We start from the raw sequence: 26,610 nt of genomic DNA on the forward strand, positions 1-26,610 counted from the left end.
CGATTCTCTCCTGCGGCCCGATTTGCGTAGGGGCTCGGCTCCACTAGGCTTGACTCACAAGCAGTCATCAATACAAAAGGTGCGGGTATGAGCCAGGTTGATTCAAGCGCGGGGGCCAGTGATGTGCTGGTCAGCTTTCGTGGTGTGCAGAAGAGCTACGATGGCGAGAACCTGATCGTCAAGGACCTCAACCTGGATATTCGCAAAGGTGAATTCCTGACCTTGCTCGGGCCATCCGGCTCCGGCAAGACCACCAGCCTGATGATGCTCGCCGGGTTCGAGACCCCGACTGCCGGGGAAATCCTGTTGGCCGGGCGCTCCATCAACAACGTGCCGCCGCACAAGCGCGACATCGGCATGGTGTTCCAGAACTACGCTTTGTTCCCGCACATGACGGTCTCCGAAAACCTGGCGTTCCCGCTGACCGTGCGCGGCCTGAACAAGAGCGACGTTGGTGATCGCGTAAAGCGCGTCCTGAGCATGGTCCAACTGGACACCTTCGCCCAGCGTTATCCCGCGCAGTTGTCCGGCGGCCAGCAACAGCGGGTGGCCCTGGCCCGGGCGCTGGTGTTCGAACCGCAGCTGGTGCTGATGGACGAACCCCTCGGCGCGTTGGATAAACAGTTGCGCGAACACATGCAAATGGAGATCAAGCACCTGCACCAGCGCCTTGGCGTGACCGTGGTCTACGTGACCCACGACCAGGGCGAAGCCCTCACCATGTCTGATCGCGTGGCCGTGTTCCACCAAGGAGAGATCCAGCAGATCGCCCCGCCACGCACGCTCTATGAAGAGCCGAAGAACACTTTCGTGGCCAACTTCATCGGTGAGAACAACCGCCTCAATGGGCGCCTGCACAGTCAAACCGGCGATCGTTGTCTGGTGGAGCTGGGACGCGGCGAGAAGGTTGAGGCCTTGGCGGTCAATGTCGGCAAGCCCGGCGAGCCGGTCACCCTGTCGATCCGTCCGGAACGGATAAGCCTCAACAGCGCAAGCGAACAATGCGTCAACCGCTTCTCAGGGAGGGTGGCGGAATTCATCTATCTGGGCGACCACGTCCGGGTTCGCCTGGAGGTCTGCGGCAAGCAGGACTTCTTCGTGAAACAACCGATCGCCGAGCTCGATCCCGGGCTCGCCGTCGGCGACGTGGTTCCGCTTGGCTGGCAGGTCGAGCACGTCCGCGCGCTCGATCCCCTTCTAGAGGCGAATTGATCGCCCCCTGCTGTACCAACACCAACCCTGCACGTGGAGAGAACAATAAATGTTGAGATCCCTGAAGTTCACAGCCCTGACACTGGGCATGATGGGTGCGGCAAGCGCGATGGCGGCGGGCCCGGACCTGACCGTGGTGTCTTTCGGCGGGGCGAACAAGGCGGCTCAGGTCAAAGCCTTCTACGCACCGTGGGAAGCGGCCGGCAATGGCAAGATCGTGGCGGGCGAGTACAACGGCGAAATGGCCAAGGTCAAGGCCATGGTCGATACCAAGAGCGTCTCCTGGGACCTGGTTGAAGTCGAATCGCCGGAATTGTCCCGTGGTTGCGACGAAGACATGTTCGAGCAACTCGATCCAGCCTTGTTCGGCAAGGCCGAAGACTACGTCAAAGGCGCGATCCAGCCTTGCGGCGTCGGTTTCTTCGTGTGGTCGACGGTATTGGCCTATAACGCCGACAAACTGAAAACCGCGCCAACCAGTTGGGCGGATTTCTGGGACACCAAGCAATTCCCAGGCAAGCGCGGCCTGCGCAAGGGCGCCAAATACACCCTCGAATTCGCCCTGATGGCCGACGGCGTGGCGCCGAAAGATGTCTACAAAGTGCTGGCCGGCAAGGATGGCCAGGATCGCGCCTTCAAGAAACTCGACGAACTCAAACCGAGCATTCAGTGGTGGGAAGCCGGCGCCCAGCCGCCGCAATATCTCGCTTCCGGTGACGTGGTCATGAGCTCGGCCTACAACGGCCGTATCGCTGCGGTACAAAAAGAAAGCAATCTGAAAGTGGTGTGGAACGGCGGCATCTACGACTTCGATGCCTGGGCCATCCCGCGTGGCCTGGACAAGACCCGCGCCGAAGCGGCGAAGAAATTCATCGCGTTCTCGGTGGCTCCGCAGCAGCAGAAGACCTACTCGGAAAACATCGCCTACGGCCCGGCCAACACCCAGGCAGTTCCGCTGCTGGCCAAGGATGTCTTGAAAGACATGCCGACCACCCCGGAAAACATCGCCAACCAGGTGCAGATCGACGTCAGCTTCTGGGCTGACAACGGCGAGCAACTGGAGCAGCGCTTCAATTCCTGGGCGGCGAAGTAACCGCTGGCAGAGATCGTTCCCACGCTCCGCGTGGTAATGCCGCCCAGGACGCTCCGCGTCCTTTGTGACGCAGAGCGTCATTGGATGCATTCCCACGCGGAGCGTGGGAACGATCGGCTCAAAGGCCAGCGTTTTAAAAGAACAGAGGCGGCTCGCCGCCGCTGTAACGATAAAAAAGATTTGCGGAGTTCGCCATGGCCATCGCCGTTCCACTGAACGAAGGCACCAGCCCCACCCTGAAACAGCGGCTCAAACGTGCCGAGCGGGTCAACCGCTGGAAGGCCCAGGCCTTGATCGCGCCGCTGGTTCTATTCCTGTTGCTGGTGTTCCTGGTGCCGATCGTCGCTCTGCTGTTCAAAAGCGTCAGCAACCCGGAAGTGGTCGGCGCCATGCCGCGCACCGTGGCTGCCGTTTCTGCATGGGACGGACGCGGATTGCCGGGCGAGCCGGTGTACAAGGCTGCCAGTGAAGACCTGGCCGAAGCCCGCAAGAATCAAACCTTGGGCGATTTGTCCAAGCGACTGAACATGGAACTGGCCGGCTATCGCAGCCTGCTGACCAAGACAGCCCGGGCGCTGCCATTCGCCACCGAGCCTGTCTCTTATAAAGAGGCGCTGGAAGGCCTCGACGAGCGCTGGGGCGATCCGGCGTATTGGCAAGTGATCCGCCGCAACACCAGCGAGGTGACCCCATATTACCTGCTGGCGGCTGTCGATCACCGTATCGACGACCTCGGCGAACTGGCCCCGGCCACTCCTGACCAGGCGATTTACCTGGATATTTTCACCCGCACCTTCTGGATGGGCCTGGTGATCACCGCGATCTGCCTGGTCCTGGCCTATCCATTGGCCTACCTGTTGGCGAATCTGCCGTCGCGCCAGAGCAACCTGCTGATGATCCTGGTGCTGTTGCCATTCTGGACCTCGATCCTGGTGCGCGTCGCAGCGTGGATCGTATTGCTGCAATCAGGCGGCTTGATCAACAGCGGCCTGATGGCCATGGGCATCATCGATAAACCCCTGGAGCTGGTATTCAATCGCGTCGGGGTCTACATCTCCATGGTCCACATTCTGTTGCCGTTCATGATCTTGCCGATCTACAGCGTGATGAAGGGCATCTCGCCCACCTATATGCGCGCGGCGATTTCCCTGGGCTGCCACCCGTTCGCGAGTTTCTGGCGGGTCTACTTCCCGCAGACGTATGCCGGCGTCGGCGCCGGGTGTCTGTTGGTCTTCATCCTTGCCATCGGCTACTACATCACGCCGGCATTGCTGGGTAGCCCGAACGATCAGATGGTCAGCTACTTCGTCGCGTTCTATACCAACACCAGCATCAACTGGGGCATGGCCACGGCGCTCGGCGGGCTGCTATTGCTCGCAACCATCGTGCTTTATCTGATTTACAGCTGGCTGGTGGGCGCCAGTCGCCTGCGCCTGAGCTAAGGGGAGATCGAAATGCTGAGTCCTTACATGTCCCCCGTCGAACGGGTGTGGTTCTACAGCTTGCGCATACTCTGCGGGCTGGTCCTGCTGTTCCTGATCCTGCCGGTGCTGGTGATCATTCCGTTGTCGTTCAACTCCGGCAGCTTTCTGGTCTACCCGCTCCAGGGCTTTTCGTTGCAGTGGTACCACGACTTCTTTGCCTCGGCCGAATGGATGCGCGCATTGAAGAACAGCATCATCGTTGCCCCGGCGGCGACCGTGCTGGCGATGATCTTCGGCACGCTGGCGGCCATCGGCCTGACCCGTGGCGATTTCCCAGGCAAGGCGCTGGTCATGGCCCTGGTGATTTCGCCCATGGTGGTACCGGTGGTCATCATCGGCGTGGCCAGCTATCTGTTTTTTGCACCGCTGGGGATGGGCAACAGCTTCTTCTCGCTGATCGTGGTGCATGCGGTGTTGGGCGTTCCCTTCGTCATCATCACCGTCTCGGCGACCTTGCAGGGGTTCAACCACAACCTGGTCCGGGCTGCTGCCAGCCTGGGGGCGTCGCCGTTGACCGCGTTCCGTCGGGTGACCTTGCCGTTGATCGCTCCGGGCGTGATCTCGGGAGCGCTGTTCGCCTTCGCCACGTCGTTCGATGAAGTGGTCGTGACCCTGTTCTTGGCCGGCCCCGAGCAGGCCACATTGCCACGGCAGATGTTCAGCGGCATCCGCGAGAACCTCAGCCCCACCATTGCCGCTGCGGCGACGCTGCTGATTGCATTTTCGGTGGTCCTGTTGCTCACGCTTGAGTGGTTGCGTGGGCGTAGCGAGAAGCTGCGCACGGCCCAGGTGTAACGTCACACGACTCCAGGAGTGAGCTCGCTCGCTCCTGGGCGTGAGTCAGCGCATTCACGAGCTGAATAGCAGACAACCCGCCAGACCGAGCTATCCTTGTGCCAGCCCATACTCGAACAAGAGGCCGCGCACATGAGTCTTTCCTCATTCAAGATCGCCCACAAACTGATCACCGGGGCCGCTGCCATCGAGCAACTGGCGGCGGAACTGACACGCCTGGATGTCGACAATCCGCTGATTGTCACGGACGCCGCCCTGGTCAAGTCCGGCACCGTGGAGTTGGCCCTGCAGCACTTGGGCGGGCGCGCCTATGAAATTTTCGACCGGGTCATGCCAGACCCGGAAATTGCCATCGTCGAAGACTGCATGCAGGCTTACCGCGACGGCGGCCATGATGGACTGATCGGCCTGGGGGGCGGCAGTGCCATCGACATCGCCAAGAGCGTGGCCGCCTACGCCGGTTATCACGGCGAGCTGCAAGACCTGTTCGGCGTCGATCAGGTGCCGCGCAAGGGCCCGCCATTGATTGCCATCCCTACCACGGCCGGCACCGGTTCGGAAGTCACCAACGTGGCGATCCTCTCCGACAAGGCCGCGCAGCTGAAAAAGGGCATCGTCAGCGATTTTCTGTTGCCGGACGTGGCGCTGGTCAGCCCGCAGATGACCCTCACTTGCCCGCGCAGCGTGACAGCCGCCAGTGGCGTCGACGCGCTGGTGCACGCCATCGAGTCCTATCTGTCGTTGAATGCCTCGCCGATCACCGATGCCCTGGCCATCGGCGCGATCAAACTGATCACCCGCGCGTTGCCCAAGGCCTACGCCAATCCTTCTCACCTGCAAGCCCGTGAAGACATGGCCACCGCCAGCCTGATGGCCGGCATGGCGTTCGGTAATGCCGGGGTCGGTGCCGTGCACGCGCTGGCCTATCCGCTGGGTGGGCGCTTTCATGTCTCCCACGGCGTCGCCAATGCGCTGCTGCTGCCTTATGTCATGGCGTGGAACAAAATGGCCTGCGTCGAACGCATGCGCGACATCGCCGAAGCCATGGGCATCAAGACTGCGCACCTGAGTGACCTCGAAGCCGCCGATGAAGCCGTGGAAGCCATGACGGCACTGTGCGCCGCTGTCGAGATACCTCGAGGCCTGAGCGGTTTCGGCGTGACCGAGGAGGTGATTCCCTCCATGGCGGCGGAAGCGGCGGGGATCGAGCGGTTGATGCGCAACAACCCACGCCAACTGAGCGTGGGCGATATCGAGAAGATCTACCGCGCGGCGTATTGATCGTGTGTCACGGTGGGCGCGCCAAATCTTGAGGTATACAATGCGCGCCATCGTGATTTCGCTCAAAACAGGTGCGTCATGCAGCCCTTCGCTATTGCTCCGTCGATTCTCTCCGCCGACTTCGCCCGCCTGGGTGAAGAAGTGGACAACGTTCTGGCCGCCGGCGCCGACATCGTGCATTTCGATGTCATGGACAATCACTACGTACCCAACCTGACCATCGGCCCGATGGTTTGCGCGGCGTTGCGCAAATACGGCGTCACCGCGCCGATCGACGCGCACCTGATGGTCAGCCCGGTGGATCGCATCGTCGGCGACTTCATCGAAGCGGGCGCCACCTACATCACCTTCCACCCGGAAGCCACCCTGCACGTCGACCGCTCCTTGCAGCTGATCCGCGAAGGCGGTTGCAAGGCGGGCCTGGTGTTCAACCCGGCAACGCCCTTGGACGTGCTCAAATACGTGATGGACAAGGTCGACATGGTCCTGCTGATGAGCGTCAACCCCGGCTTCGGCGGGCAGAAGTTCATCCCCGGCACGCTCGACAAGCTGCGCGAGGCGCGGGCGCTGATCGATGCCTCGGGCCGTGACATCCGCCTGGAAATCGATGGCGGCGTGAACGTGAGCAACATCCGCGAAATCGCTGCGGCCGGCGCCGATACCTTTGTCGCCGGTTCGGCCATCTTCAATGCACCGGATTACAAAGAGGTGATCGAGAAGATGCGCGCCGAACTGGCCCTGGCGCGCCCATGAGCGGCTTCGAGCAGCTGTTTCCCGGCAGCCTGCCACGCCTGGTGATGTTCGACCTCGACGGCACGCTGGTGGACTCGGTCCCGGACCTCGCGGCTGCCGTGGACGCCATGCTGCTCAAGCTCGGACGCCCGCCCGCCGGCATCGACGCGGTGCGCCAGTGGGTTGGCAATGGCGCGCCGATGCTGGTGCGCCGGGCCCTGGCCAATCACATTGATGCCCAGGGCGTCGATGATGCGCAGGCCGAGCGGGCGCTGGAGCTGTTCAACGAAGCCTATGAAGGCCATCACGAATTGACCGTGGTCTACCCCGGCGTGCGCTCCACGCTCAAGTGGCTGCACAAGCAAGGCGTGGAGATGGCGCTGATCACCAATAAGCCGGAGCGTTTCGTTGCGCCGCTGTTGGACCAGATGAAAATTGGGCGGTATTTCCGCTGGATCATCGGCGGAGACACCCTGCCGCAAAAAAAGCCCGATCCGGCCGCGCTGTTCTTCGTGATGAAAATGGCCAATATCCCGGCGTCCCAATCGTTGTTTGTCGGCGACTCGCGCAGTGACGTGCTGGCGGCGAAAGCGGCGGGGGTCAAGTGCGTGGCGCTGAGCTACGGCTATAACCATGGCCGGCCGATTGCCGAAGAGTTTCCGTCATTGGTGATCGATGATTTACGACTGTTAATTCCCGGTTGCCTGGACCCGGCGGCTGAGATAACGTTGCCCGACGCTGTTCAATCCTCTTCTGGAAACGCCATCGTGGTGGTCACTCGCAAACTCTGGATGAAAGTCATCAAGGCCCTGGCCCGCTGGCGTTGGCGCGCCTGACGTGATCCTGGCCGGTTATCCGGCGCGTTTGCATACCTGACTGTCAGCTCCTCTTGCCACGAGGCACCCCCATGATCCGCGAAGAATTCCTGCGTCTAGCCGCTGCCGGCTACAACCGCATCCCGCTCGCCTGCGAAACCCTGGCCGACTTCGACACGCCGCTGTCGATCTACCTCAAGCTGGCCGACCAGCCCAACTCCTACCTGCTCGAATCGGTACAGGGCGGCGAAAAGTGGGGCCGTTATTCCATCATCGGTTTGCCGTGCCGTACGGTACTGCGAGTCCATGACCATCGCATCAGCGTGACCTGCGACGGTGTCGAAATCGAAAGCCTCGAGGTCGACGACCCGCTGGCGTTCGTCGAATCCTTCAAGGCCCGCTACAACGTGCCGAGCATCGCCGGCCTGCCGCGCTTCAACGGTGGCCTGGTGGGGTATTTCGGCTACGACTGCGTGCGCTACGTGGAAAAACGCCTGGGCAGCTGTCCGAATCCCGATCCGCTGGGCGTGCCGGACATTCTGCTGATGGTCTCCGATGCGGTCGTGGTCTTCGATAACCTGGCTGGCAAGATGCACGCGATCGTCCTGGCCGATCCGTCCCAGGAAGATGCCTACGAGCAAGGTCAGAAAAGCCTGCAGGCACTCCTGGAAAAACTCCGTCAGCCGATCACGCCACGTCCCGGCCTGGACTTCAGCAAGCAGTCGGCGGCCGACCCGGTATTCCGTTCCAGTTTCACCCAGGACGATTACGAACGGGCCGTCGATACCATCAAGGAATACATCCTCGCCGGCGACTGCATGCAGGTTGTGCCGTCGCAACGGATGTCCATCGACTTCAAGGCCGCGCCGATCGATCTCTATCGCGCGCTGCGCTGTTTCAATCCAACGCCCTACATGTACTTCTTCAACTTCGGCGACTTCCATGTCGTGGGTAGTTCACCCGAGGTGCTGGTGCGGGTCGAAGACAACCTGATCACCGTGCGGCCGATTGCCGGCACGCGTCCTCGTGGCGCTACGGAAGAAGCCGATCGGGCATTGGAAGAAGACCTGCTCTCGGACGACAAGGAAATCGCCGAGCACCTGATGTTGATCGATCTGGGGCGCAACGACACCGGACGGGTTTCCGAAGTGGGATCGGTGAAGCTCACCGAGAAAATGGTCATCGAACGCTACTCCAACGTGATGCACATCGTCTCCAACGTCACCGGCCAGCTGAAGGCCGGGTTGACCGCGATGGACGCGCTGCGAGCGATCCTGCCGGCGGGCACCTTGTCCGGTGCGCCGAAAATCCGCGCGATGGAAATCATCGATGAACTGGAACCGGTCAAGCGTGGCGTGTACGGCGGTGCCGTGGGTTACTTTGCCTGGAATGGCAACATGGACACGGCCATTGCCATCCGTACCGCAGTGATCAAGAACGGTGAACTGCACGTTCAGGCCGGCGGTGGCATCGTTGCCGACTCGGTGCCGGCACTGGAGTGGGAAGAAACCCTGAACAAGCGTCGGGCTATGTTCCGCGCCGTGGCGTTGGCGGAGCAGACTTCAGGCGACTGAAGTCCTCCACAACAACCTGAGTGGCCAGGAGTCCTTTCGCTCCGAAGGCCGTATTTAAAGTCAGTGAATCCAAAGGTTGCTACGCCATGTTGCTGATGATCGATAACTACGACTCTTTTACCTACAACGTTGTGCAATACCTTGGCGAGCTCGGTGCCGAGGTCAAGGTGGTGCGCAACGACGAGCTGACCATCGCCGAAATCGAGGCCCTCAAGCCCGAGCGTATCGTGGTTTCGCCGGGCCCATGCACGCCGACAGAGGCGGGCATTTCCATCGAAGCGATCAAATATTTTGCCGGTAAGCTGCCGATTCTCGGCGTCTGCCTGGGCCATCAATCGATCGGCCAGGCCTTTGGTGGCGATGTCGTGCGCGCCCGGCAAGTGATGCATGGCAAGACCAGCCCGGTGTTCCATGAAGACAAGGGCGTGTTCGAAGGCCTGAATCACCCGCTTACCGTTACCCGCTACCACTCGCTGATCGTCAAGCGCGATACTCTGCCCGATTGTCTGGAGCCGACCGCCTGGACCCAGCTCGAAGATGGCTCGGTGGACGAGATCATGGGACTGCGACACAAGACGTTAAATATTGAAGGTGTGCAATTTCACCCTGAGTCTATCCTCACTGAACAGGGCCACGAGCTGTTCGCCAACTTCCTCAAACAAACCGGCGGCACGCGCTAAGGACTTTTCATGGATATCAAGGCAGCCCTTAACCGTATCGTCGGCCAGCTCGACCTGAGCACCGAAGAAATGCGCGACGTGATGCGTGAAATCATGACGGGCCAGTGCACGGATGCGCAGATAGGCGCGTTCATGATGGCCATGCGCATGAAGAGCGAGAGCATCGACGAAATCGTCGGTGCGGTCACGACCATGCGGGAGTTGGCGGACAAGGTCGAACTCAAGACCCTGGATGGCGTGGTGGATGTCGTGGGGACCGGCGGCGATGGCGCCAACATCTTCAACGTTTCCACAGCCTCGGCGTTTGTCGTCGCGGCGGCTGGCTGTACGGTCGCCAAGCATGGCAATCGTGCGGTTTCGGGCAAGAGCGGCAGTGCCGATCTGCTGGAGGCCGCCGGAGTCTACCTGAACCTGACACCGGTCCAGGTGGCGCGTTGTATCGACAATGTCGGCATCGGCTTCATGTTTGCCCAGACCCACCACAGCGCGATGAAACATGCCGCGGCACCCCGCCGTGACCTGGGCCTGCGCACGCTGTTCAACATGCTCGGTCCGCTTACGAATCCGGCCGGTGTGAAGCATCAAGTGGTCGGTGTGTTCAGCCAGGCATTGTGCCGGCCGTTGGCCGAGGTCCTGCAGCGCCTGGGCAGCAAGCATGTGCTGGTGGTTCATTCCAAGGACGGGTTGGATGAATTCAGCCTCGCGGCTCCCACCTTCGTGGCGGAGCTGAAAAATGATCAGATCACTGAATATTGGGTCGAACCCGAAGACCTGGGCATGAAGAGCCAGAGCCTGCATGGGCTCGCGGTTGACGGGCCGGCCCAGTCGCTGGAATTGATCCGCGATGCCCTGGGGCGTCGCAAAACCGAAAATGGCCAGAAGGCTGCGGAAATGATCGTGCTCAACGCGGGTGCCGCGTTATACGCCGCCGATCATGCCAGCAGTCTCAAGCAAGGTGTGGAGCTCGCTCATGACGCCCTGCACACCGGCCTGGCCAGAGAAAAACTGGAAGAATTAGGCGCGTTTACCGCCGTATTCAAAATGGAGAATGAAGGATGAGCGTGCCAACAGTTCTGGAAAAAATCCTGGCTCGAAAGGCCGAGGAAGTGGCCGAGCGCCGTGCGCGGCTCAGCCTGGCCGAGTTGGAAAATCTCGCGCGTTCAGCCGATGCGCCTCGTGGCTTTGCCCAGGCGTTGATTGACCAGGCGAAGAAAAAGCAGCCAGCAGTCATTGCCGAAATCAAGAAGGCCTCTCCCAGCAAAGGTGTGATTCGGGAGCACTTCGTCCCGGCCGACATCGCCAAGAGCTACGAGAAGGGCGGTGCGACCTGCCTTTCGGTGCTGACAGACGTCGATTTCTTCCAAGGCGCCGACGACTACCTCAAGCAGGCGCGGGCGGCGTGCAAACTGCCGGTGATCCGCAAGGATTTCATGGTCGATCCTTACCAGATCGTTGAAGCCCGAGCCCTGGGTGCCGACTGCGTGCTGTTGATCGTTTCCGCCCTGGACGATGTAAAAATGGCCGAGTTGGCGGCAGTCGCCAAGGACGTTGGCCTGGATGTGTTGGTGGAGGTCCACGACGGAGACGAATTGGAGCGGGCGCTGAAAGTCCTGGATACCAAGCTGGTCGGCGTGAACAACCGTAACCTGCACACGTTTGAAGTCAGCCTGGAAACTACCCTGGACTTGTTGCCACGGATTCCGCGGGATCGGTTGGTCATCACCGAGAGCGGCATTCTCAACCGGGCCGATGTCGAGCTGATGGAAGTCAGCGACGTATACGCCTTCCTGGTAGGTGAAGCGTTCATGCGGGCTGAAAGCCCGGGCATGGAGTTGCAGCGTTTGTTTTTCCCCGAGCGCGGCGTTCCGGTGAGCGGTTCGACGTTGGACTGATTCTTCATGCCTCCCGCCATATCCTTCACAGTCGAAAACGGCCTGCAAGCCGAGCAGGACTTGCTGGCCAGTGTGTGCGCTGGCGATGCTGAATCAGGCTTGCTGTTCTGGCAGCCCCGTGACCGTGCGTTGGTCATGCCGCGTCGCTTGAATCGCTTGCCGGGGTTCGAGCTTGCCTGCGAGGTATCCGCCGCCAATGGCTGGCCGGTGCTGTTGCGTGAGACCGGGGGCGAACCGGTGCCCCAGTCAGCCGCTACCGTCAACATCGCGCTCGTCTACGCACCGCCGCGAAGCGAGGGCGATCACGGTCGAATCGAAACCGCTTACCGCCGGCTGTGTGATCCCATCTGCCAGTTGCTCGATGAACTGGGCGGGGTGGCTTCGCTGGGTGAAGTGGAAGGCGCCTTCTGTGACGGGCGCTTCAACGTCAATCTCGACGGCCGGAAAATGGTCGGGACAGCGCAGCGCTGGCGGCAGAGCAAGGGCGGCCAGCGCCCGGTAGGGCTTGTGCACGGCGCACTGCTGCTGGACGACGAGCGCGAATCCATGGTCGCGGCGGTCAATCGTTTCAATGAGGCTTGTGGCCTGGAGCAGCGCGTGCGAGCCGAAAGCCACATCGCCCTCCATGAAAAATTCCCCGCCCCCCACGCCCTGGAGCGACTTGAGACCTTGTACCGGGAATTGCTGGATAGCCTCTAGCGGGTGCCGAATACCACCATCGTCTTGCCCTTGACGTTGACCAGATCGCGATCTTCCAAGTCCTTGAGCACACGGCCGACCATCTCCCGGGAGCAACCCACGATCCGGCCGATTTCCTGGCGGGTCACTTTGATCTGCATGCCGTCCGGGTGGGTCATGGCGTCTGGCTGCTTGCACAGATCCAGCAGGCAGCGGGCAACGCGACCTGTTACGTCAAAGAAGGCGAGGTCACCCACTTTGCGGGTGGTATTGCGCAGCCGCTGTGCGATTTGTCCGCTGAGGACGTAAAGAATGTCCGGATCCTGCTGGGACAGCTCTCGAAATTTGCTGTAACTGATCTCAGCGACATCACATTCGACTTTTGCCCGCACCCAGGCGCTGCGTTCCTGTTCCTTGCCCGCCTGTTCAAACAAACCCAGCTCACCAAAGAAGTCCCCCGAGTTCAGGTAGGCGATGATCATCTCCCGACCGTCATCGTCCTCGATCAGGATAGTGACCGAGCCCTTGATGATGAAAAACAGCGTGTCGGAACGATCGCCGGCACAAATAATGTTGTGCTTGGCGGGGTAGCGGCGACGCTGGCAATGCATCAAGAGTTTGTCGAGGTTCTTGATCTTGGACGTGGGAGTAATGGCAACCATGGTTGTATCCCGAAAACTGCGCGGTGTGGTGGTTTGGTTTTTATGGGGGGCGAATGGCTATCGCTAAAAGCTGGCCATACGCCAGCGGCTGGGTGCCAGCTTAACAGAGGCGTTACTAATTAATTCGAGAATTTACGTACGCGCAACGGCTCCAGGCGTCCTTACTCAGGGGCCGCCATCGCGGGGCGCTGTGCTAAGCTGGCGCCCCCTTTTTTAACAGTGGAGTCTTGGCGATGAAGGCACGCATCCAATGGGCTGGCGAAGCCATGTTCCTCGGTGAGTCAGGCAGCGGTCATGTGGTCGTCATGGATGGCCCGCCTGAGTCCGGAGGTCGGAACCTGGGCGTCCGGCCGATGGAAATGTTGCTGCTGGGCGTAGGTGGTTGCAGCAATTTCGATGTGGTCAGCATTCTGAAGAAGTCGCGCCAAGCCGTTGAGAGTTGCGAAGCCTTCCTGGCAGCCGAGCGCGCCACCGAGGATCCGAAGGTGTTTACCAAGATCCACATGCATTTCGTGGTGAAGGGCCGAGGCCTGAAGGAAGCCCAGGTCAAGCGCGCAATCGAGTTGTCGGCGGAGAAATACTGCTCGGCCTCGATCATGCTCGGTGCCGCCGGTGTTGAAATCACCCACGATTATGAAATCATCGAATTGGGTTGAATCGACATCCAACCATCACAAAAGCGGTGCAAGCTCTGGCGATCAGAAGCCGACGTCTGCATAATGCGCCACTTTTTTCAGGGCAGTGATCGGCTTGCGTCCGATCACTCGCCTGGACAGACAACCAAAATCGCCATCGCGAAGAGGTGTTAACCGTCCTACGCAGGTGCGTCTTCGCATCTGACGGGCATGCTTGATCACGCGGCCGGGCCGCAATACACAGAGAGTTTTTAAACGGTGAAAAGCAAACTCAAGCTCCATGGGTTCAATAACCTGACAAAGACCTTGAGCTTCAACATCTATGACATCTGCTATGCGGAAACCCCGCAAGACCAGCAGGCCTACGTCGAGTACATCAATAAAGAGTACAACGCCAAGCGCCTCACGCAGATCCTCACGGAAGTTGTCGATATCATTGGTGCCAACATCCTGAACATCGCCAGTCAGGACTATGAACCCCAGGGCGCCAGCGTGACCATTCTGATCTCGGAAGAGCCGGTGACACCGACCGACAGCCAGATCGAAGAGTCCCCAGGTCCGTTGCCTGAAATTATCCTGGCCCACCTCGACAAGAGCCACATCACGGTACACACCTATCCGGAAATCCATCCGGTGGACGGTATCGCGACGTTCCGTGTGGACATCGATGTGTCGACCTGTGGCGTCATTTCACCGCTCAAGGCGCTCAACTTCCTGATTCACCAGTTCGACTCCGACATCGTGACTGTGGATTACCGCGTGCGCGGTTTCACCCGGGACGTGGAAGGCCACAAGCACTTCATTGATCACGAGATCAATTCGATCCAGAACTATCTCTCCGAAGACACTCGCGACGCTTATCAGATGACCGACGTGAACGTGTACCAGGAAAACCTGTTCCACACCAAAATGCTCCTCAAAGACTTCGAACTGGATAACTACCTGTTCGGCGATGCCACCAGCAATCTGTCTATTGAACAGCGTGGCCAAGTTGAAGAGCGTGTGAAGCACGAAATGCTGGAAATCTTCTACGCGCGCAACATGCCGCGCTAAGGTTTCGGCGACAAAAAAAGGCGACTGCCCAGGGGGTAGTCGCCTTTTGTTTTGGAAGCCGCTGGCCCTATATGGGCCTGATGCCGATTTTGCTGTCAGATCCGGTAAGTACTCTTCGTCATGACTTTAGCCAGCAGGCTCATGCCGAATTTGACCGGGGCCGGAAACCGAAAACCACCTGCTTCAAGTGCGCTTTCGGCGTGGTGCTCTTCGTCCTTACGCATTTGTTCGAGAATTGCTCTGGATTTTTCATCCTCGGCCGGCAACTGCTGCAGATGCTCATTCAAATGCTTGCACACTTGATGTTCGGTCGCGGCGACAAAACCCAGGCTGACCTTATCACTGATCAGTCCGGCAACTGCACCGATGCCGAATGACATACCGTAGAACAGCGGGTTCAGCACGCTGGTGTGGCTGCCCAACTGGTGGATGCGCTGCTCGCACCAGACCAGATGGTCGATCTCTTCCTCGGCGGCGTGTTCCATTGCCTCGCGAACCTGAGGCAGTTTTGCTGTCAATGCCTGGCCTTGATAGAGCGCCTGGGCGCAGACTTCACCGGTATGGTTGATGCGCATCAATCCTGCGACATGGCGAGTCTCTTCATCGCTCATCTTGACGTCTGGTTGCACGATCGCCGGTGACGGGCGATACGGCTGGCCGCTGAAAGGCAGCAGTGTTCGCATTGCGGTATCGGCTTGCAGGAGCAGGCGGTCAATGGGCGAGTAGTGACGTTGGGTAGTCATGCTTACCTCCGGGGAAAATCACGGTGGCCAGTTTAACCCAATCGGCCGTTGAAGATTTGCGTTGGGTCAGCGGTATCGATCCGGTGGCCAATTCATCTGGCACTGTCCCAGCACATGCATATGAATGTGATAGACGGTCCGGCCACCAAGTTCACTGCAGTTCACGGCGCACTGGGCGGGCGTGGCTTTTCAAACAGAAAGATGTTCAACGCGGGCAGTAGGCCTTGTTGATCATGCCAGTGATGGTTCGCACCAACCATCGCGACCCAAGTCGCGGCAGCGCGGCCAGCCAGCGATTGCGACGCCCGGGAATGATGATCGCGCGGTTCCGGTCCAGTGCGCGTACGGCATACAGCGCCACTTCTTCCGGGCTCATCAACAGTCCTGTCGCGTTGAGTTTGTTTTCATCCATTTGCGCCTTGGCGTAAAAGCCGGTCCGGGTCGGGCCTGGGCAGAGCACTGATACCTTGATCGCGCATTTCTTCAGTTCGACCCGCAGAGCTTCGGAGAAGTGCAGCACATAGGCCTTGCTTGCGTGATAGGTGCTCATCCAAGGACCTGGCTGGAACGCGGCAATCGACGCGACGTTTAGAATCTGACCGCCCCCATGCAACGCCATGCTGTTGCCTACCGCGTGACACAGGCGTGTCAGGGCGAGGATGTTGATTTCGATCAGGTCCTGTTCGGTCATCCAGTCCTGGCCAAGAAAGGGGCCGCAGGTACCGATGCCGGCGCAGTTGACCAGCAGGTCGATCTGGCGCTCGCCTTCTTCCAGCTCCAGCAGAAAACCGGAAAGCCTCAGTGGCTCGCCCAGATCACAAGCCCGGAACAGCACTTCCACGCCAAATCGCTGCGTCAGTTCCATGGCAATACTTTCCAACCGGTCACGCTGCCGAGCCACCAATATCAAGTTGCGACCGCGCCGGGCCAGTGCTTCAGCCATGGCCAGGCCGATGCCACTGGAGGCGCCAGTTATGAGGGCGTAACGGGTCATGCAGTTCTCCATCGCAACAGCCCGCCGCTGGTGGACAGGGCTGTCACCGGCACGAAGCGCGCTTATTGTTCCTCTTCTTCATAGTCTACAGAAGGCGGAGCGGGCTCGGCTGCCTCGGCGGCGGGTTCTTCAGTGGTTTCGCCGCTGGATTCGCTGCTTTCATAGCTGCTTGAGGCACCGCTGCCATAGTCCTCTTGCAGAGCACCAAAGATGCCAGCAAACGTCGCCAGGAAAATCAGCACGATCATCACCAGCCAAAGCGACGCCAACAGCTTCACCGCCGTGGTGTTGCGCGGCGGTGGCGGCCCGTACTGGTTCGCACCGGTATTGCCCGGAGCGATGATGAGGATGAACGGGAAGATGCTGCCTACGAATGGGACGAGGTTGATCAGCCACAACCACCCCGACCAGCCGAGGTCATGCAGGCGCTGGACGTTGAACTGGATGCTGACGAAGGCAAAGGCAATCAGGACGACTGCACCGAGCAGGCCGCCGACGACCAGTCCAGTCACCGAGTCGGACGCCAATAGCCAGGTCGTGGCGAACCAGAAGCCCAGGCCGACCAGCGGCAGCACCGCGAGCATCAGCACCATGGTCCAGGCCAGGTAACGCAGGCGCCCGATGCGACCATCGAAGCTGAAGGGTTTGAGTGTGCTGTATTCGGCAAGTGTTTCGCCGACTGGCGCGCGGGGAGGAGCATAGGGAGAAACTGGATCGACGATCGAATCCGAATGGCGCGCCCCGGGTTGATGTGTCGACTCCTGCACCTCGTCGAGGCTCAGTTGGAGGGACGGTTCGGCTTCGATTCGTGCATCGATCCCGCTCTTGTGAAGCGCTTCCAGATACTGCTGTGCTTCACCTTGGGACAGGTTGTTTTTAAGAGACACCTTGCGACCACTGAACAATCGCTCAATGGCGCTGACGTCGCTTTTGAACAACTCGGCGAGGTTGAGCTTGGCGGTAGTAGTATCGACGCCTGGCAGCAAGGCCCCGTCGAATACGATGTTGAAACGCTTTTCACTCATGCCGGGCATCCCTGTCTTTCCAAGTTGAATTCGTATTATTGGGTTCAGCGGGGCCATTGGCCGCCAAGTTGTGCCGCCAGGGCTTGTGCCTGGCGGTATTCCTTATCCAAGCGCGCGATCAATTGATCGACGCTTGGCAAATCATCAATGTCGCCTACACCCTGGCCTGCGGACCATACGGTCTTCCAGGCCTTGGCTTCATCGTGCAGCGGTTTGAGTTTCGAGCCGGAATCGGCCATGCCCTTGCCTTGAAGGGTAATCAGGTCGAAGCCGGCGTTTTCCAGGCTTTGGCGCATAAAACTCGCCGGTACTCCGGAGACGGCGGAAGTATGCACGATGTCCGCGGCTCTGGATGTGAGCAACATCTCTTTATAAGCGTCGGACGCATGACTTTCGCACGTGCCGATAAAGCGCGTTCCAAAGTAGGCCAGGTCGGCACCGAGTAACTGTGCCGCGAGGATCTGATGGCCGTGGTTCAGGGACCCTGCAAGTAGCAGGGTTTTATCGAAGAACTGGCGGATCTCGGCAATCAGTGCAAACGGGCTCCAGGTCCCGGCATGTCCACCCGCACCGGCTGCGACAGCGATCAAGCCATCGACACCGGCCTCGGCGGCTTTTTCAGCATGGCGGCGGGTGGTCACGTCATGGAACACCAGGCCGCCATAGCCGTGAACCGCGTCAACCAGTTCCTTTACTGCCCCCAGGCTGGTAATGACGATTGGCACCTTGTGCTCGATGCAGATCGCCAGGTCAGCTTGAAGCCGCGGATTGCTGTTGTGAACAATCAGGTTGACCGCGTAGGGCGCCGGTTTTTCCATCGTCGCCAGGCCCGCTTCTATTTCTTCCACCCAAGCCTTGAAGCCACTGGTTTCGCGTTGATTCAGCGCCGGAAAGCTTCCTACGACGCCGTTGCGGCAGCAGGCCAGTACCAACTGTGGATTGGAAATGAGGAACATCGGTGCCGCCACGACGGGCAGCCGAAGGCGTTGTTCAAGCAGAGCGGGCAGCGACATTGGAAGTACCCCGGGTGAATGATGGGATAGGAATCAGAACGGCCGGACCACGACCAGGATTACGATAGCCAGCAAAATCAGCACCGGCACTTCGTTGAACCAGCGATAAAAGACATGGCTGCGGGTGTTTTCACCACGGGCGAAGCGCTTCACCTGAGCGCCGCACATATGGTGGTAGCCGATCAACAGCACCACGAGGGTCAGCTTGGCGTGCATCCAGCCCCCTTGAGTAAAGTAAGCGCTGGCATTGAGACTGAGCAACGCGATACCGAACACCAGGGTAGCGATCATTGCCGGGCCCATGATGCCGCGATACAGCTTGCGCTCCATGACGCAGAAGCGTTCCTTGCTGACGCTGTCCTCACTTTGGGCGTGATAGACGAACAGGCGAGGCAGGTAGAACAGGCCAGCGAACCAGCAGACCATGCTGACGATATGAAGTGCTTTGAGCCATAGATAAAGCATTTTGATTATTCCCAGGTTCACGGTAGCCCCGATAGTAGAGGTTACAGCGGCCATACGTCACCTTGCCGGTTGTCGCCGCAGCGCGTGCCCCCTATCATCGACGGCTTTCCAGTGGTTCGTTGAGGGCAGGTTTATGGTCAAGGTCGGTATCGTCGGCGGCACGGGTTACACCGGTGTCGAACTGCTGCGTCTGCTGGCACAGCACCCGCAGGCTGAGGTGGTTGTCATTACCTCTCGATCCGAGGCCGGCCTGGCCGTTGCCGATATGTACCCGAACCTGCGAGGGCATTACGACGGCCTGGCGTTCAGCGTTCCGGACATCAAGACCCTGGGCGCCTGCGATGTGGTGTTTTTCGCTACGCCTCACGGCGTTGCGCACGCTCTGGCGGGTGAACTGTTGGCCGCCGGGACGAAGGTCATCGATCTGTCGGCGGACTTCCGCCTGCAGGACGCGGACGAGTGGGCCAAGTGGTACGGCCAGCCTCACGGTGCGCCGGAACTGCTCGATGAAGCGGTCTACGGCTTGCCGGAAGTCAATCGCGAAAAAATCAGGCAAGCACGATTGATTGCTGTACCAGGTTGCTATCCGACCGCTACACAGCTGGGGTTCTTGCCGTTGCTTGAGGCCGGCCTCGCCGATACATCGCGGTTGATTGCCGACTGCAAATCCGGTGTCAGTGGCGCCGGCCGTGGCGCCAGTGTCGGTTCTCTGTATTCGGAGACGTCGGAAAGCATGAAGGCCTACGCCGTCAAAGGTCACCGTCACTTGCCGGAAATTCGCCAAGGGTTGCGTCGTGCGGCGGGCGAGGACGTCGGCCTGACTTTCGTACCGCATCTCACACCAATGATCCGCGGTATCCATTCCACTCTCTACGCGACCGTCGTTGATCGTTCCGTCGACCTTCAGGCGCTGTTTGAAAAGCGTTACGCCAACGAACCGTTTGTCGACGTTATGCCGGCCGGCAGCCATCCGGAAACCCGCAGCGTACGCGGTGCCAACGTGTGCCGGATAGCTGTGCATCGCCCGCAGGACGGCGATCTGGTGGTGGTACTTTCGGTCATTGATAATCTGGTCAAAGGCGCATCCGGCCAAGCGGTACAGAATCTCAATATCCTGTTCGGCTTGGATGAGCGTCTGGGCCTGTCCCATGCGGGAATGTTGCCGTAACAGCGACAGCAAGCGTGAAGTCTGGGAGCTACAAGTCTGGTGCTTGTAGCGTGCCGCTGCTTTGGTAAATAGTTGACCGATTTTGTAGGAGAAGCGGATAATGCCCGCCATCACGCATTATGGCGGCGTAAACGCCGGGAGATATTCAGCATGAGCGTCGAAACCTTCACCCCCACGGCTTTGCAATTCACCCACGGTGCTGCGCACAAGGTGAAGAGCCTGGTCGATGAAGAGGGTAATGATCGTTTGAAGCTGCGCGTGTTTGTCACGGGCGGCGGTTGTTCCGGTTTCCAGTACGGTTTCACTTTTGATGAAGAAGTGGCCGAAGACGACACCATCGTCGAGCGCGAAGGCGTCAGCCTGGTGGTCGATCCGATGAGCTTCCAGTACCTGGCAGGTGCCGAGGTGGATTATCAGGAAGGTCTGGAAGGGTCGCGTTTCGTGATCAAGAACCCTAACGCCACCACGACTTGTGGGTGCGGTTCTTCGTTCTCGATCTGAGGCTTCAATAAAAACGCCGCAGTGCCTTACGGCCCTGCGGCGTTTTTTTGTCTGGCGTTATTGATTTCAGGCCGGATAGATAGCGCCGAGTACACGCAAGCCGCGGGCGCCAGTGACACTTGGACGATTGCCCGGGATGCCTTCAAGGCAGCAATGGGCGAGCCAGGCAAAAGCCATGGCTTCAACCCAGTCCGGGTCCACACCGTACACCGCCGTACTGCTGACCTTGGTATCCGCCAGCAGCTCAGCCAGGCGCTTCATCAGCGTCCGATTGTGCGCTCCGCCGCCGCAGACCAGCAGTTCCTGAGTATTGGACTGGGCATGTTGCAGCGATTCGACGATGGTCAAAGCGGTCAGTTCGAGCAGCGTCGCTTGTACATCCTCCGGGGCGAAAGCTTGCAATTGCGATAAATGCTGGCTCAGCCACGGCAGGTTGAATACTTCACGGCCGGTACTTTTCGGGCCCTTGGTGACGAAGAAAGGATCGCTGAGTAGAGCCTTGAGCAGAACTGGCTCGACTTTCCCGCTGGCAGCCCAGTGGCCGTCGCGATCAAAATGTTCGCCTCTTTGTTGATGTATCCAGGCATCGAGCAACACGTTGCCCGGGCCGCAGTCGAAACCGGCCACGGGTTTTGCGGGCTCTATCAGGCTGAGGTTGCTGAAGCCGCCGACATTGAGTACGGCGCGATTACCGGCTCGTTCTTCGAACAGTGCTTCGTGAAACGCAGGGACCAGTGGTGCGCCTTGTCCCCCAGCGGCGACATCGCGGCTGCGGAAATCGCTGACCACGGCGATGCCGGTCAATTCGCTCAACAGTGCCGGATTGCCGATTTGCACGGTAAATCCGCGGGCCGGCTCGTGGCGAATGGTCTGGCCGTGGCTGCCAATTGCCGAGATGTCTTCAGGCTTGAGTTTCTGTTCGTTGAGCAGGGTATGGATGCCCTGGGCGGCCAGCTTTACCCAGCTTTGCTGGGCAATGGCGGAACGGGCTATCTCATCGGGCCCGCTGCTGCACAATCCGAGCAATTCGGCGCGCAGTACCGTGGGCATGGGGATGTAGTGCGTGGCGATCAATTTTATCGCCGGGGCCAGTTCGATCAGTGCGATATCCAGGCCATCCAGGCTGGTCCCGGACATCACGCCGATATAGAGCGCCATGGCTTAGCGCTTGCTCGAAGCCAGCATGGTCGCTTTCTCTTGATCCATACGAGCCATCAAGGGTTGGCTTTGAGCCAGGAAGCGTGCGCGCTCGCCCTTGGCAATCGGATCGGCCATCGGCAACTTCTGGCCCAGCGGATCGACGTGCACGCCGTTGACCTGGAACTCATAGTGCAAGTGCGGGCCGGTGGACAGTCCGGTGGTGCCTATGTAACCGATCACCTGGCCCTGCTTGACGCTACCGCCGGTCTTCACGCCTTTTGCGAAGCCTTGCATGTGGCCGTACAGCGTGCGGTAGGTATTGCCATGCTGGATGATCACGGTGTTGCCATAACCACCGCGACGTCCTGCCAGCAATACCTTGCCGTCGCCGGCTGCCTTGATTGGGGTACCACGCGGGGCGGCGTAGTCGACACCTTTGTGGGCGCGAATCTTGTTCAGGATCGGATGCTTGCGACCGGCGGAAAACTTCGAGCTGATGCGGGCGAAATCAACCGGTGTACGGATGAATGCCTTGCGCATGCTGTTGCCATCGGCGGTGTAGTAGCTGCTGTTGCCTTGCTTGTTGGTATAGCGCACCGCTGTGTACGTCTTGCCGCGGTTGGTGAAGCGCGCGGAGAGAATAGGGCCATTGCCGACGCTCTTGCCATTGACCACTTTCTGCTCGTAGATGACGTCGAATTCGTCGCCCTGGCGAATGTCCTGGGCGAAGTCGATGTCGTAGCCGAAGACGCTGGCCATATCCATGGTAAGGCTATGGGAAAGGCCTGCGCGCGCAGCCGACTGGGACAACGAACTGTTGATGACGCCATGGACGTAGGCTGAGCGAACGGTGGGCTTGGCGGTGACGCGATTGAATACATAGCCCTTGTCGTTTTTGGTCAGGGTGATGCTTTCCAGGTCGCTCAGCTTGGTGTGCAGGTTGGTCAGCTGTCCGTCTGGATTGAGTTCGAATTCGAGTTTCTGGCCGCGCTGCAGTTGAGTGAATTGCTTGGCTTGTTTGTCGCTGGCCAGGACTTCATGGACCGACGTCGGGGGCAGGCCAACTTTTTCGAAGAGGGTGGAAAGTGTATCGCCCTTGGCAACAATCACTTCGCGATGGTCGGGGCCCTTCTTTTCTTCCGCAGCAGGGGCTTCTACCTGGGCGGCGGTCGCTGCAGCGTCCTCCGGGCTGTTTTCAATCTGTGCAAAAGGAGAAGCGGCCGGTTCGTTTGTGGCTTGAACGGTTTCGGCGGCGTCTTGTTCTTGTGTCAGTTGTTCAGCAGGGCTTTCCAGTTCAAGACTCAGAGTCGTCTTTTTGGCTTCAACATCGCTGGAGGGAAACACCAGGAGCGCCAGGCTAAGGAGGGCTGCGATGCCACTTGCGGCAAGCAGGTGGGTCTTTGGGTAAAGCGGCGGCGCTTTAGACGGTTCTGTGGTCATAAGTAATTTTGGCTTTTGAAAAGATGAATTGGAAAAGATGAATGACATGATGAAGATGAAATAACTGTATAAAATATAACCAAAACCCCTGCGAAGCAAGCCCGCGGACGCTCTGTTCTGTGGATTGGCTTCCGCGCGCCGGGCAAACCTTGTATTTGGTGCGCGATCTTGTATGGTTGGTGCCCTTTGAATCTGAGCCTTACGGGTCTGTTATGAAGTCGGTTGAAGAGCAGCTAGCGCTGATCAAACGTGGTGCGGAAGAACTGTTGGTCGAGTCCGAGCTGATCGAAAAGCTCAAGCGCGGGCAGCCGCTGCGCATCAAGGCTGGTTTCGATCCGACGGCACCCGATCTGCACCTGGGTCATACCGTGCTTATTAATAAGCTGCGCCAGTTCCAGGAGCTGGGGCACCAAGTCATCTTCCTTATAGGTGACTTTACCGGGATGATCGGTGATCCAAGCGGGAAGAGTGCTACGCGCCCACCGCTGACCCGTGAGCAGGTGCTCGATAACGCCGAGACCTACAAGACCCAGGTTTTCAAGATTCTTGATCCGGCCAAGACCGAAGTGGCTTTCAACTCCACCTGGATGGATCAGATGGGGCCGGCGGATTTCATTCGCCTGACGTCCCAGTACACCGTGGCTCGTATGCTCGAGCGCGACGATTTCGACAAGCGCTATAAATCCAATCAGCCAATTGCCATTCATGAGTTCCTCTACCCGCTTGTACAGGGCTATGACTCGGTTGCATTGCGCGCGGATGTGGAGCTTGGCGGTACCGATCAGAAATTCAACCTGTTGATGGGGCGTGAATTGCAGCGCGGTTATGGCCAGGAAGCACAGTGCATCCTGACCATGCCATTGCTGGAAGGCCTGGATGGCGTGAAGAAGATGTCCAAATCCTTGGGTAATTACGTAGGTATCCAGGAAGCGCCGGGCGTCATGTACAGCAAGCTGGTTTCCATTCCCGACGCGCTGATGTGGCGTTACTTCGAGCTGTTGAGCTTCCGGTCCATGGAAGAGATTGATGCGTTCCAGGCTGATGTAGAGGCGGGGGCTAATCCGCGGGACATCAAGATCAAACTGGCCGAAGAGATCGTTGCGCGTTTCCATGGTGAGGAGGCTGCGGCCAATGCTCATCGCGCGGCGGGTAACCGTATGAAGGATGGCGAGCTGCCGGATGATCTGCCGGAGATTGAACTGACTGCTGCCGAAGCTATGCCGATTGCGGCGGTCCTTAACAAAGCGGGCTTGGTCAAGAATGCGGCGGTGGCGCGAGATCTCCTGGGTTCGGGCGGTGTGCGTATAGATGGTGAGGTTGTGGATCGCACCTATATATATGAGCTGGGCGCTGCTCATGTATGCCAAGCCGGCAAGAAGGCTTTCGCGCGCATTACGCTTAAATCCGAATAAAGCTGAAAATAACGGTTGACGGCAAATCCTGGGTGTCTATAATTCGCCCCACTTCCGGCGCAGTCGAAACGGAAAACTCCTTGAGTTTCAAAGAGTTAAGTAGGTTTCGATGTAGGCGGGCTTCAGTTCATCGAAGCACGGAAGGAGTGGATAGGCGGTGTTGTCTGGCCCTGTCGACGGTTCGATCTTCTCGGTCGAAAGCGGTGTAAAAGAGGTGTTGACAGCAGCGACTAACGCTGTAGAATTCGCCTCCCGCTAACGAGAGATCGGAAGCGCAAGTGGTTGAAGTTGTTAAGGATTTCCAAGCGAAACTTTGAAAACTTCTAAAAATAACCGCTTGACAGATACACGGGGCGCTGTAGAATGCGCGCCTCGGTTGAGACGAAAGACTCAGCCAGCCGCTCTTTAACAACTGAATCAAGCAATTCGTGTGGGTGCTTGTGGAGTCAGACTGCTAGTCAACAGATTATCAGCATCACAAGTTACTCCGCGAGAAATCAAAGATGTAACCAACGATTGCTGAGCCAAGTTTAGGGTTTTCTCAAAACCCAAAGATGTTTGAACTGAAGAGTTTGATCATGGCTCAGATTGAACGCTGGCGGCAGGCCTAACACATGCAAGTCGAGCGGTAGAGAGGTGCTTGCATCTCTTGAGAGCGGCGGACGGGTGAGTAATGCCTAGGAATCTGCCTGGTAGTGGGGGATAACGCTCGGAAACGGACGCTAATACCGCATACGTCCTACGGGAGAAAGCAGGGGACCTTCGGGCCTTGCGCTATCAGATGAGCCTAGGTCGGATTAGCTAGTTGGTGGGGTAATGGCTCACCAAGGCGACGATCCGTAACTGGTCTGAGAGGATGATCAGTCACACTGGAACTGAGACACGGTCCAGACTCCTACGGGAGGCAGCAGTGGGGAATATTGGACAATGGGCGAAAGCCTGATCCAGCCATGCCGCGTGTGTGAAGAAGGTCTTCGGATTGTAAAGCACTTTAAGTTGGGAGGAAGGGCATTAACCTAATACGTTGGTGTCTTGACGTTACCGACAGAATAAGCACCGGCTAACTCTGTGCCAGCAGCCGCGGTAATACAGAGGGTGCAAGCGTTAATCGGAATTACTGGGCGTAAAGCGCGCGTAGGTGGTTCGTTAAGTTGGATGTGAAATCCCCGGGCTCAACCTGGGAACTGCATTCAAAACTGTCGAGCTAGAGTATGGTAGAGGGTGGTGGAATTTCCTGTGTAGCGGTGAAATGCGTAGATATAGGAAGGAACACCAGTGGCGAAGGCGACCACCTGGACTGATACTGACACTGAGGTGCGAAAGCGTGGGGAGCAAACAGGATTAGATACCCTGGTAGTCCACGCCGTAAACGATGTCAACTAGCCGTTGGGAGCCTTGAGCTCTTAGTGGCGCAGCTAACGCATTAAGTTGACCGCCTGGGGAGTACGGCCGCAAGGTTAAAACTCAAATGAATTGACGGGGGCCCGCACAAGCGGTGGAGCATGTGGTTTAATTCGAAGCAACGCGAAGAACCTTACCAGGCCTTGACATCCAATGAACTTTCCAGAGATGGATTGGTGCCTTCGGGAACATTGAGACAGGTGCTGCATGGCTGTCGTCAGCTCGTGTCGTGAGATGTTGGGTTAAGTCCCGTAACGAGCGCAACCCTTGTCCTTAGTTACCAGCACGTTATGGTGGGCACTCTAAGGAGACTGCCGGTGACAAACCGGAGGAAGGTGGGGATGACGTCAAGTCATCATGGCCCTTACGGCCTGGGCTACACACGTGCTACAATGGTCGGTACAGAGGGTTGCCAAGCCGCGAGGTGGAGCTAATCCCACAAAACCGATCGTAGTCCGGATCGCAGTCTGCAACTCGACTGCGTGAAGTCGGAATCGCTAGTAATCGCGAATCAGAATGTCGCGGTGAATACGTTCCCGGGCCTTGTACACACCGCCCGTCACACCATGGGAGTGGGTTGCACCAGAAGTAGCTAGTCTAACCTTCGGGAGGACGGTTACCACGGTGTGATTCATGACTGGGGTGAAGTCGTAACAAGGTAGCCGTAGGGGAACCTGCGGCTGGATCACCTCCTTAATCGACGACCGCAGCTGCTTCATGAG

At 58.8% G+C, this 26,610-nt stretch carries 25 protein-coding genes, 1 rRNA gene and 1 pseudogene; 18 read left to right on the forward strand and 9 right to left on the reverse strand.

Going from position 1 to position 26,610, the window contains the following annotated elements; translation table 11 throughout:
- The first annotated feature begins 87 nt into the window (after positions 1–87).
- The 12 genes from HU742_RS01980 to HU742_RS02035 all read left to right on the forward strand — a co-directional run bounded on the left by HU742_RS01980 (position 88) and on the right by HU742_RS02035 (position 12,257).
- Entirely contained in the window at positions 88–1,212 is a 1,125-nt protein-coding gene (locus HU742_RS01980) for an ABC transporter ATP-binding protein (RefSeq protein WP_186614335.1), read from the forward strand.
- Between the two features lie 49 nt (positions 1,213–1,261).
- A complete protein-coding gene (locus tag HU742_RS01985) occupies positions 1,262–2,305 on the forward strand; it encodes an ABC transporter substrate-binding protein (protein WP_123343838.1) in 1,044 nt (347 codons plus the stop codon).
- A gap of 194 nt (positions 2,306–2,499) precedes the next feature.
- Positions 2,500–3,747: an ABC transporter permease gene (locus HU742_RS01990; protein ID WP_186614339.1), complete on the forward strand. Its 1,248-nt coding sequence runs from the start codon at positions 2,500–2,502 to the stop codon at positions 3,745–3,747.
- A 12-nt stretch (positions 3,748–3,759) separates the two neighbouring features.
- Positions 3,760–4,584, forward strand: a complete 825-nt coding sequence (locus HU742_RS01995) for an ABC transporter permease (protein ID WP_186641182.1) — start codon at positions 3,760–3,762, stop codon at positions 4,582–4,584.
- 132 nt (positions 4,585–4,716) lie between these two features.
- Positions 4,717–5,865 carry an iron-containing alcohol dehydrogenase gene (locus HU742_RS02000; protein WP_186643530.1) on the forward strand — a complete coding sequence of 383 codons (1,149 nt, stop codon included), beginning with the start codon at positions 4,717–4,719 and terminating at the stop codon, positions 5,863–5,865.
- A gap of 78 nt (positions 5,866–5,943) precedes the next feature.
- Positions 5,944–6,618, forward strand: a complete 675-nt coding sequence (gene rpe, locus HU742_RS02005) for a ribulose-phosphate 3-epimerase (protein ID WP_186641186.1) — start codon at positions 5,944–5,946, stop codon at positions 6,616–6,618.
- Positions 6,615–7,433: a phosphoglycolate phosphatase gene (locus HU742_RS02010; RefSeq protein ID WP_186641189.1), complete on the forward strand. Its 819-nt coding sequence runs from the start codon at positions 6,615–6,617 to the stop codon at positions 7,431–7,433. Before rpe ends, HU742_RS02010 begins: the two co-directional genes overlap by 4 nt.
- Before the next feature lie 71 nt (positions 7,434–7,504).
- Positions 7,505–8,986, forward strand: coding sequence for an anthranilate synthase component I (gene trpE / locus HU742_RS02015; protein WP_186641191.1), 1,482 nt, complete (start codon positions 7,505–7,507; stop codon positions 8,984–8,986).
- A gap of 86 nt (positions 8,987–9,072) precedes the next feature.
- Positions 9,073–9,666 (forward strand): aminodeoxychorismate/anthranilate synthase component II, encoded by a 594-nt coding sequence (locus HU742_RS02020; protein WP_186614350.1) that lies wholly within the window; start codon positions 9,073–9,075, stop codon positions 9,664–9,666.
- 9 nt (positions 9,667–9,675) lie between these two features.
- Positions 9,676–10,725, forward strand: coding sequence for an anthranilate phosphoribosyltransferase (gene trpD, locus HU742_RS02025; protein WP_186641192.1), 1,050 nt, complete (start codon positions 9,676–9,678; stop codon positions 10,723–10,725).
- The gene (trpC, locus tag HU742_RS02030; protein WP_186641195.1) at positions 10,722–11,558 is read left to right on the forward strand and encodes an indole-3-glycerol phosphate synthase TrpC; all 837 of its coding nucleotides are present in this window, start codon (positions 10,722–10,724) and stop codon (positions 11,556–11,558) included. The genes trpD and trpC overlap by 4 nt, the downstream gene beginning before the upstream one ends.
- Before the next feature lie 6 nt (positions 11,559–11,564).
- Positions 11,565–12,257 (forward strand): lipoate--protein ligase family protein, encoded by a 693-nt coding sequence (locus tag HU742_RS02035; protein WP_186643531.1) that lies wholly within the window; start codon positions 11,565–11,567, stop codon positions 12,255–12,257.
- On the opposite strand, the gene crp is transcribed toward HU742_RS02035, so the two are convergent.
- Positions 12,254–12,898, reverse strand: a complete 645-nt coding sequence (gene crp, locus HU742_RS02040; protein WP_186641199.1) for a cAMP-activated global transcriptional regulator CRP — start codon at positions 12,896–12,898, stop codon at positions 12,254–12,256. The two genes, HU742_RS02035 and crp, sit on opposite strands and share 4 nt — an antisense overlap.
- Positions 12,899–13,131: 233 nt before the next feature.
- On the opposite strand from crp, the gene HU742_RS02045 reads away from it, so the two are divergent.
- On the forward strand, positions 13,132–13,554 hold the full coding sequence (locus tag HU742_RS02045; RefSeq protein ID WP_186641201.1) for an OsmC family protein: 423 nt from the start codon (positions 13,132–13,134) through the stop codon (positions 13,552–13,554).
- Positions 13,555–13,791: 237 nt separating this feature from the next.
- On the forward strand, positions 13,792–14,586 hold the full coding sequence (gene speD, locus HU742_RS02050; RefSeq protein WP_039590886.1) for an adenosylmethionine decarboxylase: 795 nt from the start codon (positions 13,792–13,794) through the stop codon (positions 14,584–14,586).
- Between the two features lie 95 nt (positions 14,587–14,681).
- Here the strand turns inward: speD and coq7 are convergent, their stop codons facing one another.
- From coq7 to hemJ, 6 genes and pseudogenes are all read right to left on the reverse strand, one after another.
- On the reverse strand, positions 14,682–15,329 hold the full coding sequence (gene coq7, locus HU742_RS02055) for a 2-polyprenyl-3-methyl-6-methoxy-1,4-benzoquinone monooxygenase (RefSeq protein WP_186614362.1): 648 nt from the start codon (positions 15,327–15,329) through the stop codon (positions 14,682–14,684).
- A gap of 66 nt (positions 15,330–15,395) precedes the next feature.
- A pseudogene (locus HU742_RS02060) lies at positions 15,396–15,494 on the reverse strand (histidine triad nucleotide-binding protein); the annotation flags it as partial.
- 40 nt (positions 15,495–15,534) lie between these two features.
- Complete coding sequence (locus HU742_RS02065; RefSeq protein ID WP_186641203.1) at positions 15,535–16,323, reverse strand: SDR family NAD(P)-dependent oxidoreductase; 789 nt, start codon at positions 16,321–16,323, stop codon at positions 15,535–15,537.
- A 62-nt stretch (positions 16,324–16,385) separates the two neighbouring features.
- A complete protein-coding gene (locus HU742_RS02070; RefSeq protein WP_186643532.1) occupies positions 16,386–17,348 on the reverse strand; it encodes a DUF805 domain-containing protein in 963 nt (320 codons plus the stop codon).
- Positions 17,349–17,392: 44 nt separating this feature from the next.
- Positions 17,393–18,361, reverse strand: a complete 969-nt coding sequence (locus tag HU742_RS02075) for an NAD(P)H-dependent flavin oxidoreductase (protein WP_186643533.1) — start codon at positions 18,359–18,361, stop codon at positions 17,393–17,395.
- 33 nt (positions 18,362–18,394) lie between these two features.
- Positions 18,395–18,826 carry a protoporphyrinogen oxidase HemJ gene (gene hemJ, locus HU742_RS02080; protein WP_186614369.1) on the reverse strand — a complete coding sequence of 144 codons (432 nt, stop codon included), beginning with the start codon at positions 18,824–18,826 and terminating at the stop codon, positions 18,395–18,397.
- Positions 18,827–18,959: 133 nt separating this feature from the next.
- Between hemJ and argC the strand changes: the two genes are divergently transcribed.
- Entirely contained in the window at positions 18,960–19,994 is a 1,035-nt protein-coding gene (argC, locus tag HU742_RS02085; RefSeq protein WP_186614371.1) for an N-acetyl-gamma-glutamyl-phosphate reductase, read from the forward strand.
- A 150-nt stretch (positions 19,995–20,144) separates the two neighbouring features.
- Complete coding sequence (erpA, locus tag HU742_RS02090) at positions 20,145–20,495, forward strand: iron-sulfur cluster insertion protein ErpA (RefSeq protein ID WP_003177727.1); 351 nt, start codon at positions 20,145–20,147, stop codon at positions 20,493–20,495.
- A gap of 66 nt (positions 20,496–20,561) precedes the next feature.
- On the opposite strand, the gene HU742_RS02095 is transcribed toward erpA, so the two are convergent.
- Together HU742_RS02095 and HU742_RS02100 are read right to left on the reverse strand one after the other, a co-directional pair.
- Positions 20,562–21,653 carry an anhydro-N-acetylmuramic acid kinase gene (locus tag HU742_RS02095; protein WP_186643534.1) on the reverse strand — a complete coding sequence of 364 codons (1,092 nt, stop codon included), beginning with the start codon at positions 21,651–21,653 and terminating at the stop codon, positions 20,562–20,564.
- A 3-nt stretch (positions 21,654–21,656) separates the two neighbouring features.
- Positions 21,657–23,075 carry a peptidoglycan DD-metalloendopeptidase family protein gene (locus HU742_RS02100; RefSeq protein ID WP_186641211.1) on the reverse strand — a complete coding sequence of 473 codons (1,419 nt, stop codon included), beginning with the start codon at positions 23,073–23,075 and terminating at the stop codon, positions 21,657–21,659.
- Between the two features lie 212 nt (positions 23,076–23,287).
- Here HU742_RS02100 and tyrS point away from each other — a divergent pair, with 212 nt between their 5' ends.
- Positions 23,288–24,487, forward strand: a complete 1,200-nt coding sequence (tyrS, locus tag HU742_RS02105) for a tyrosine--tRNA ligase (protein WP_186643545.1) — start codon at positions 23,288–23,290, stop codon at positions 24,485–24,487.
- 560 nt (positions 24,488–25,047) lie between these two features.
- Positions 25,048–26,584: ribosomal RNA gene (locus tag HU742_RS02110) — 16S ribosomal RNA — on the forward strand.
- Positions 26,585–26,610 lie beyond the last annotated feature (26 nt).

The organism is Pseudomonas marvdashtae (assembly GCF_014268655.2).
Lineage (GTDB): Bacteria > Pseudomonadota > Gammaproteobacteria > Pseudomonadales > Pseudomonadaceae > Aquipseudomonas > Aquipseudomonas marvdashtae.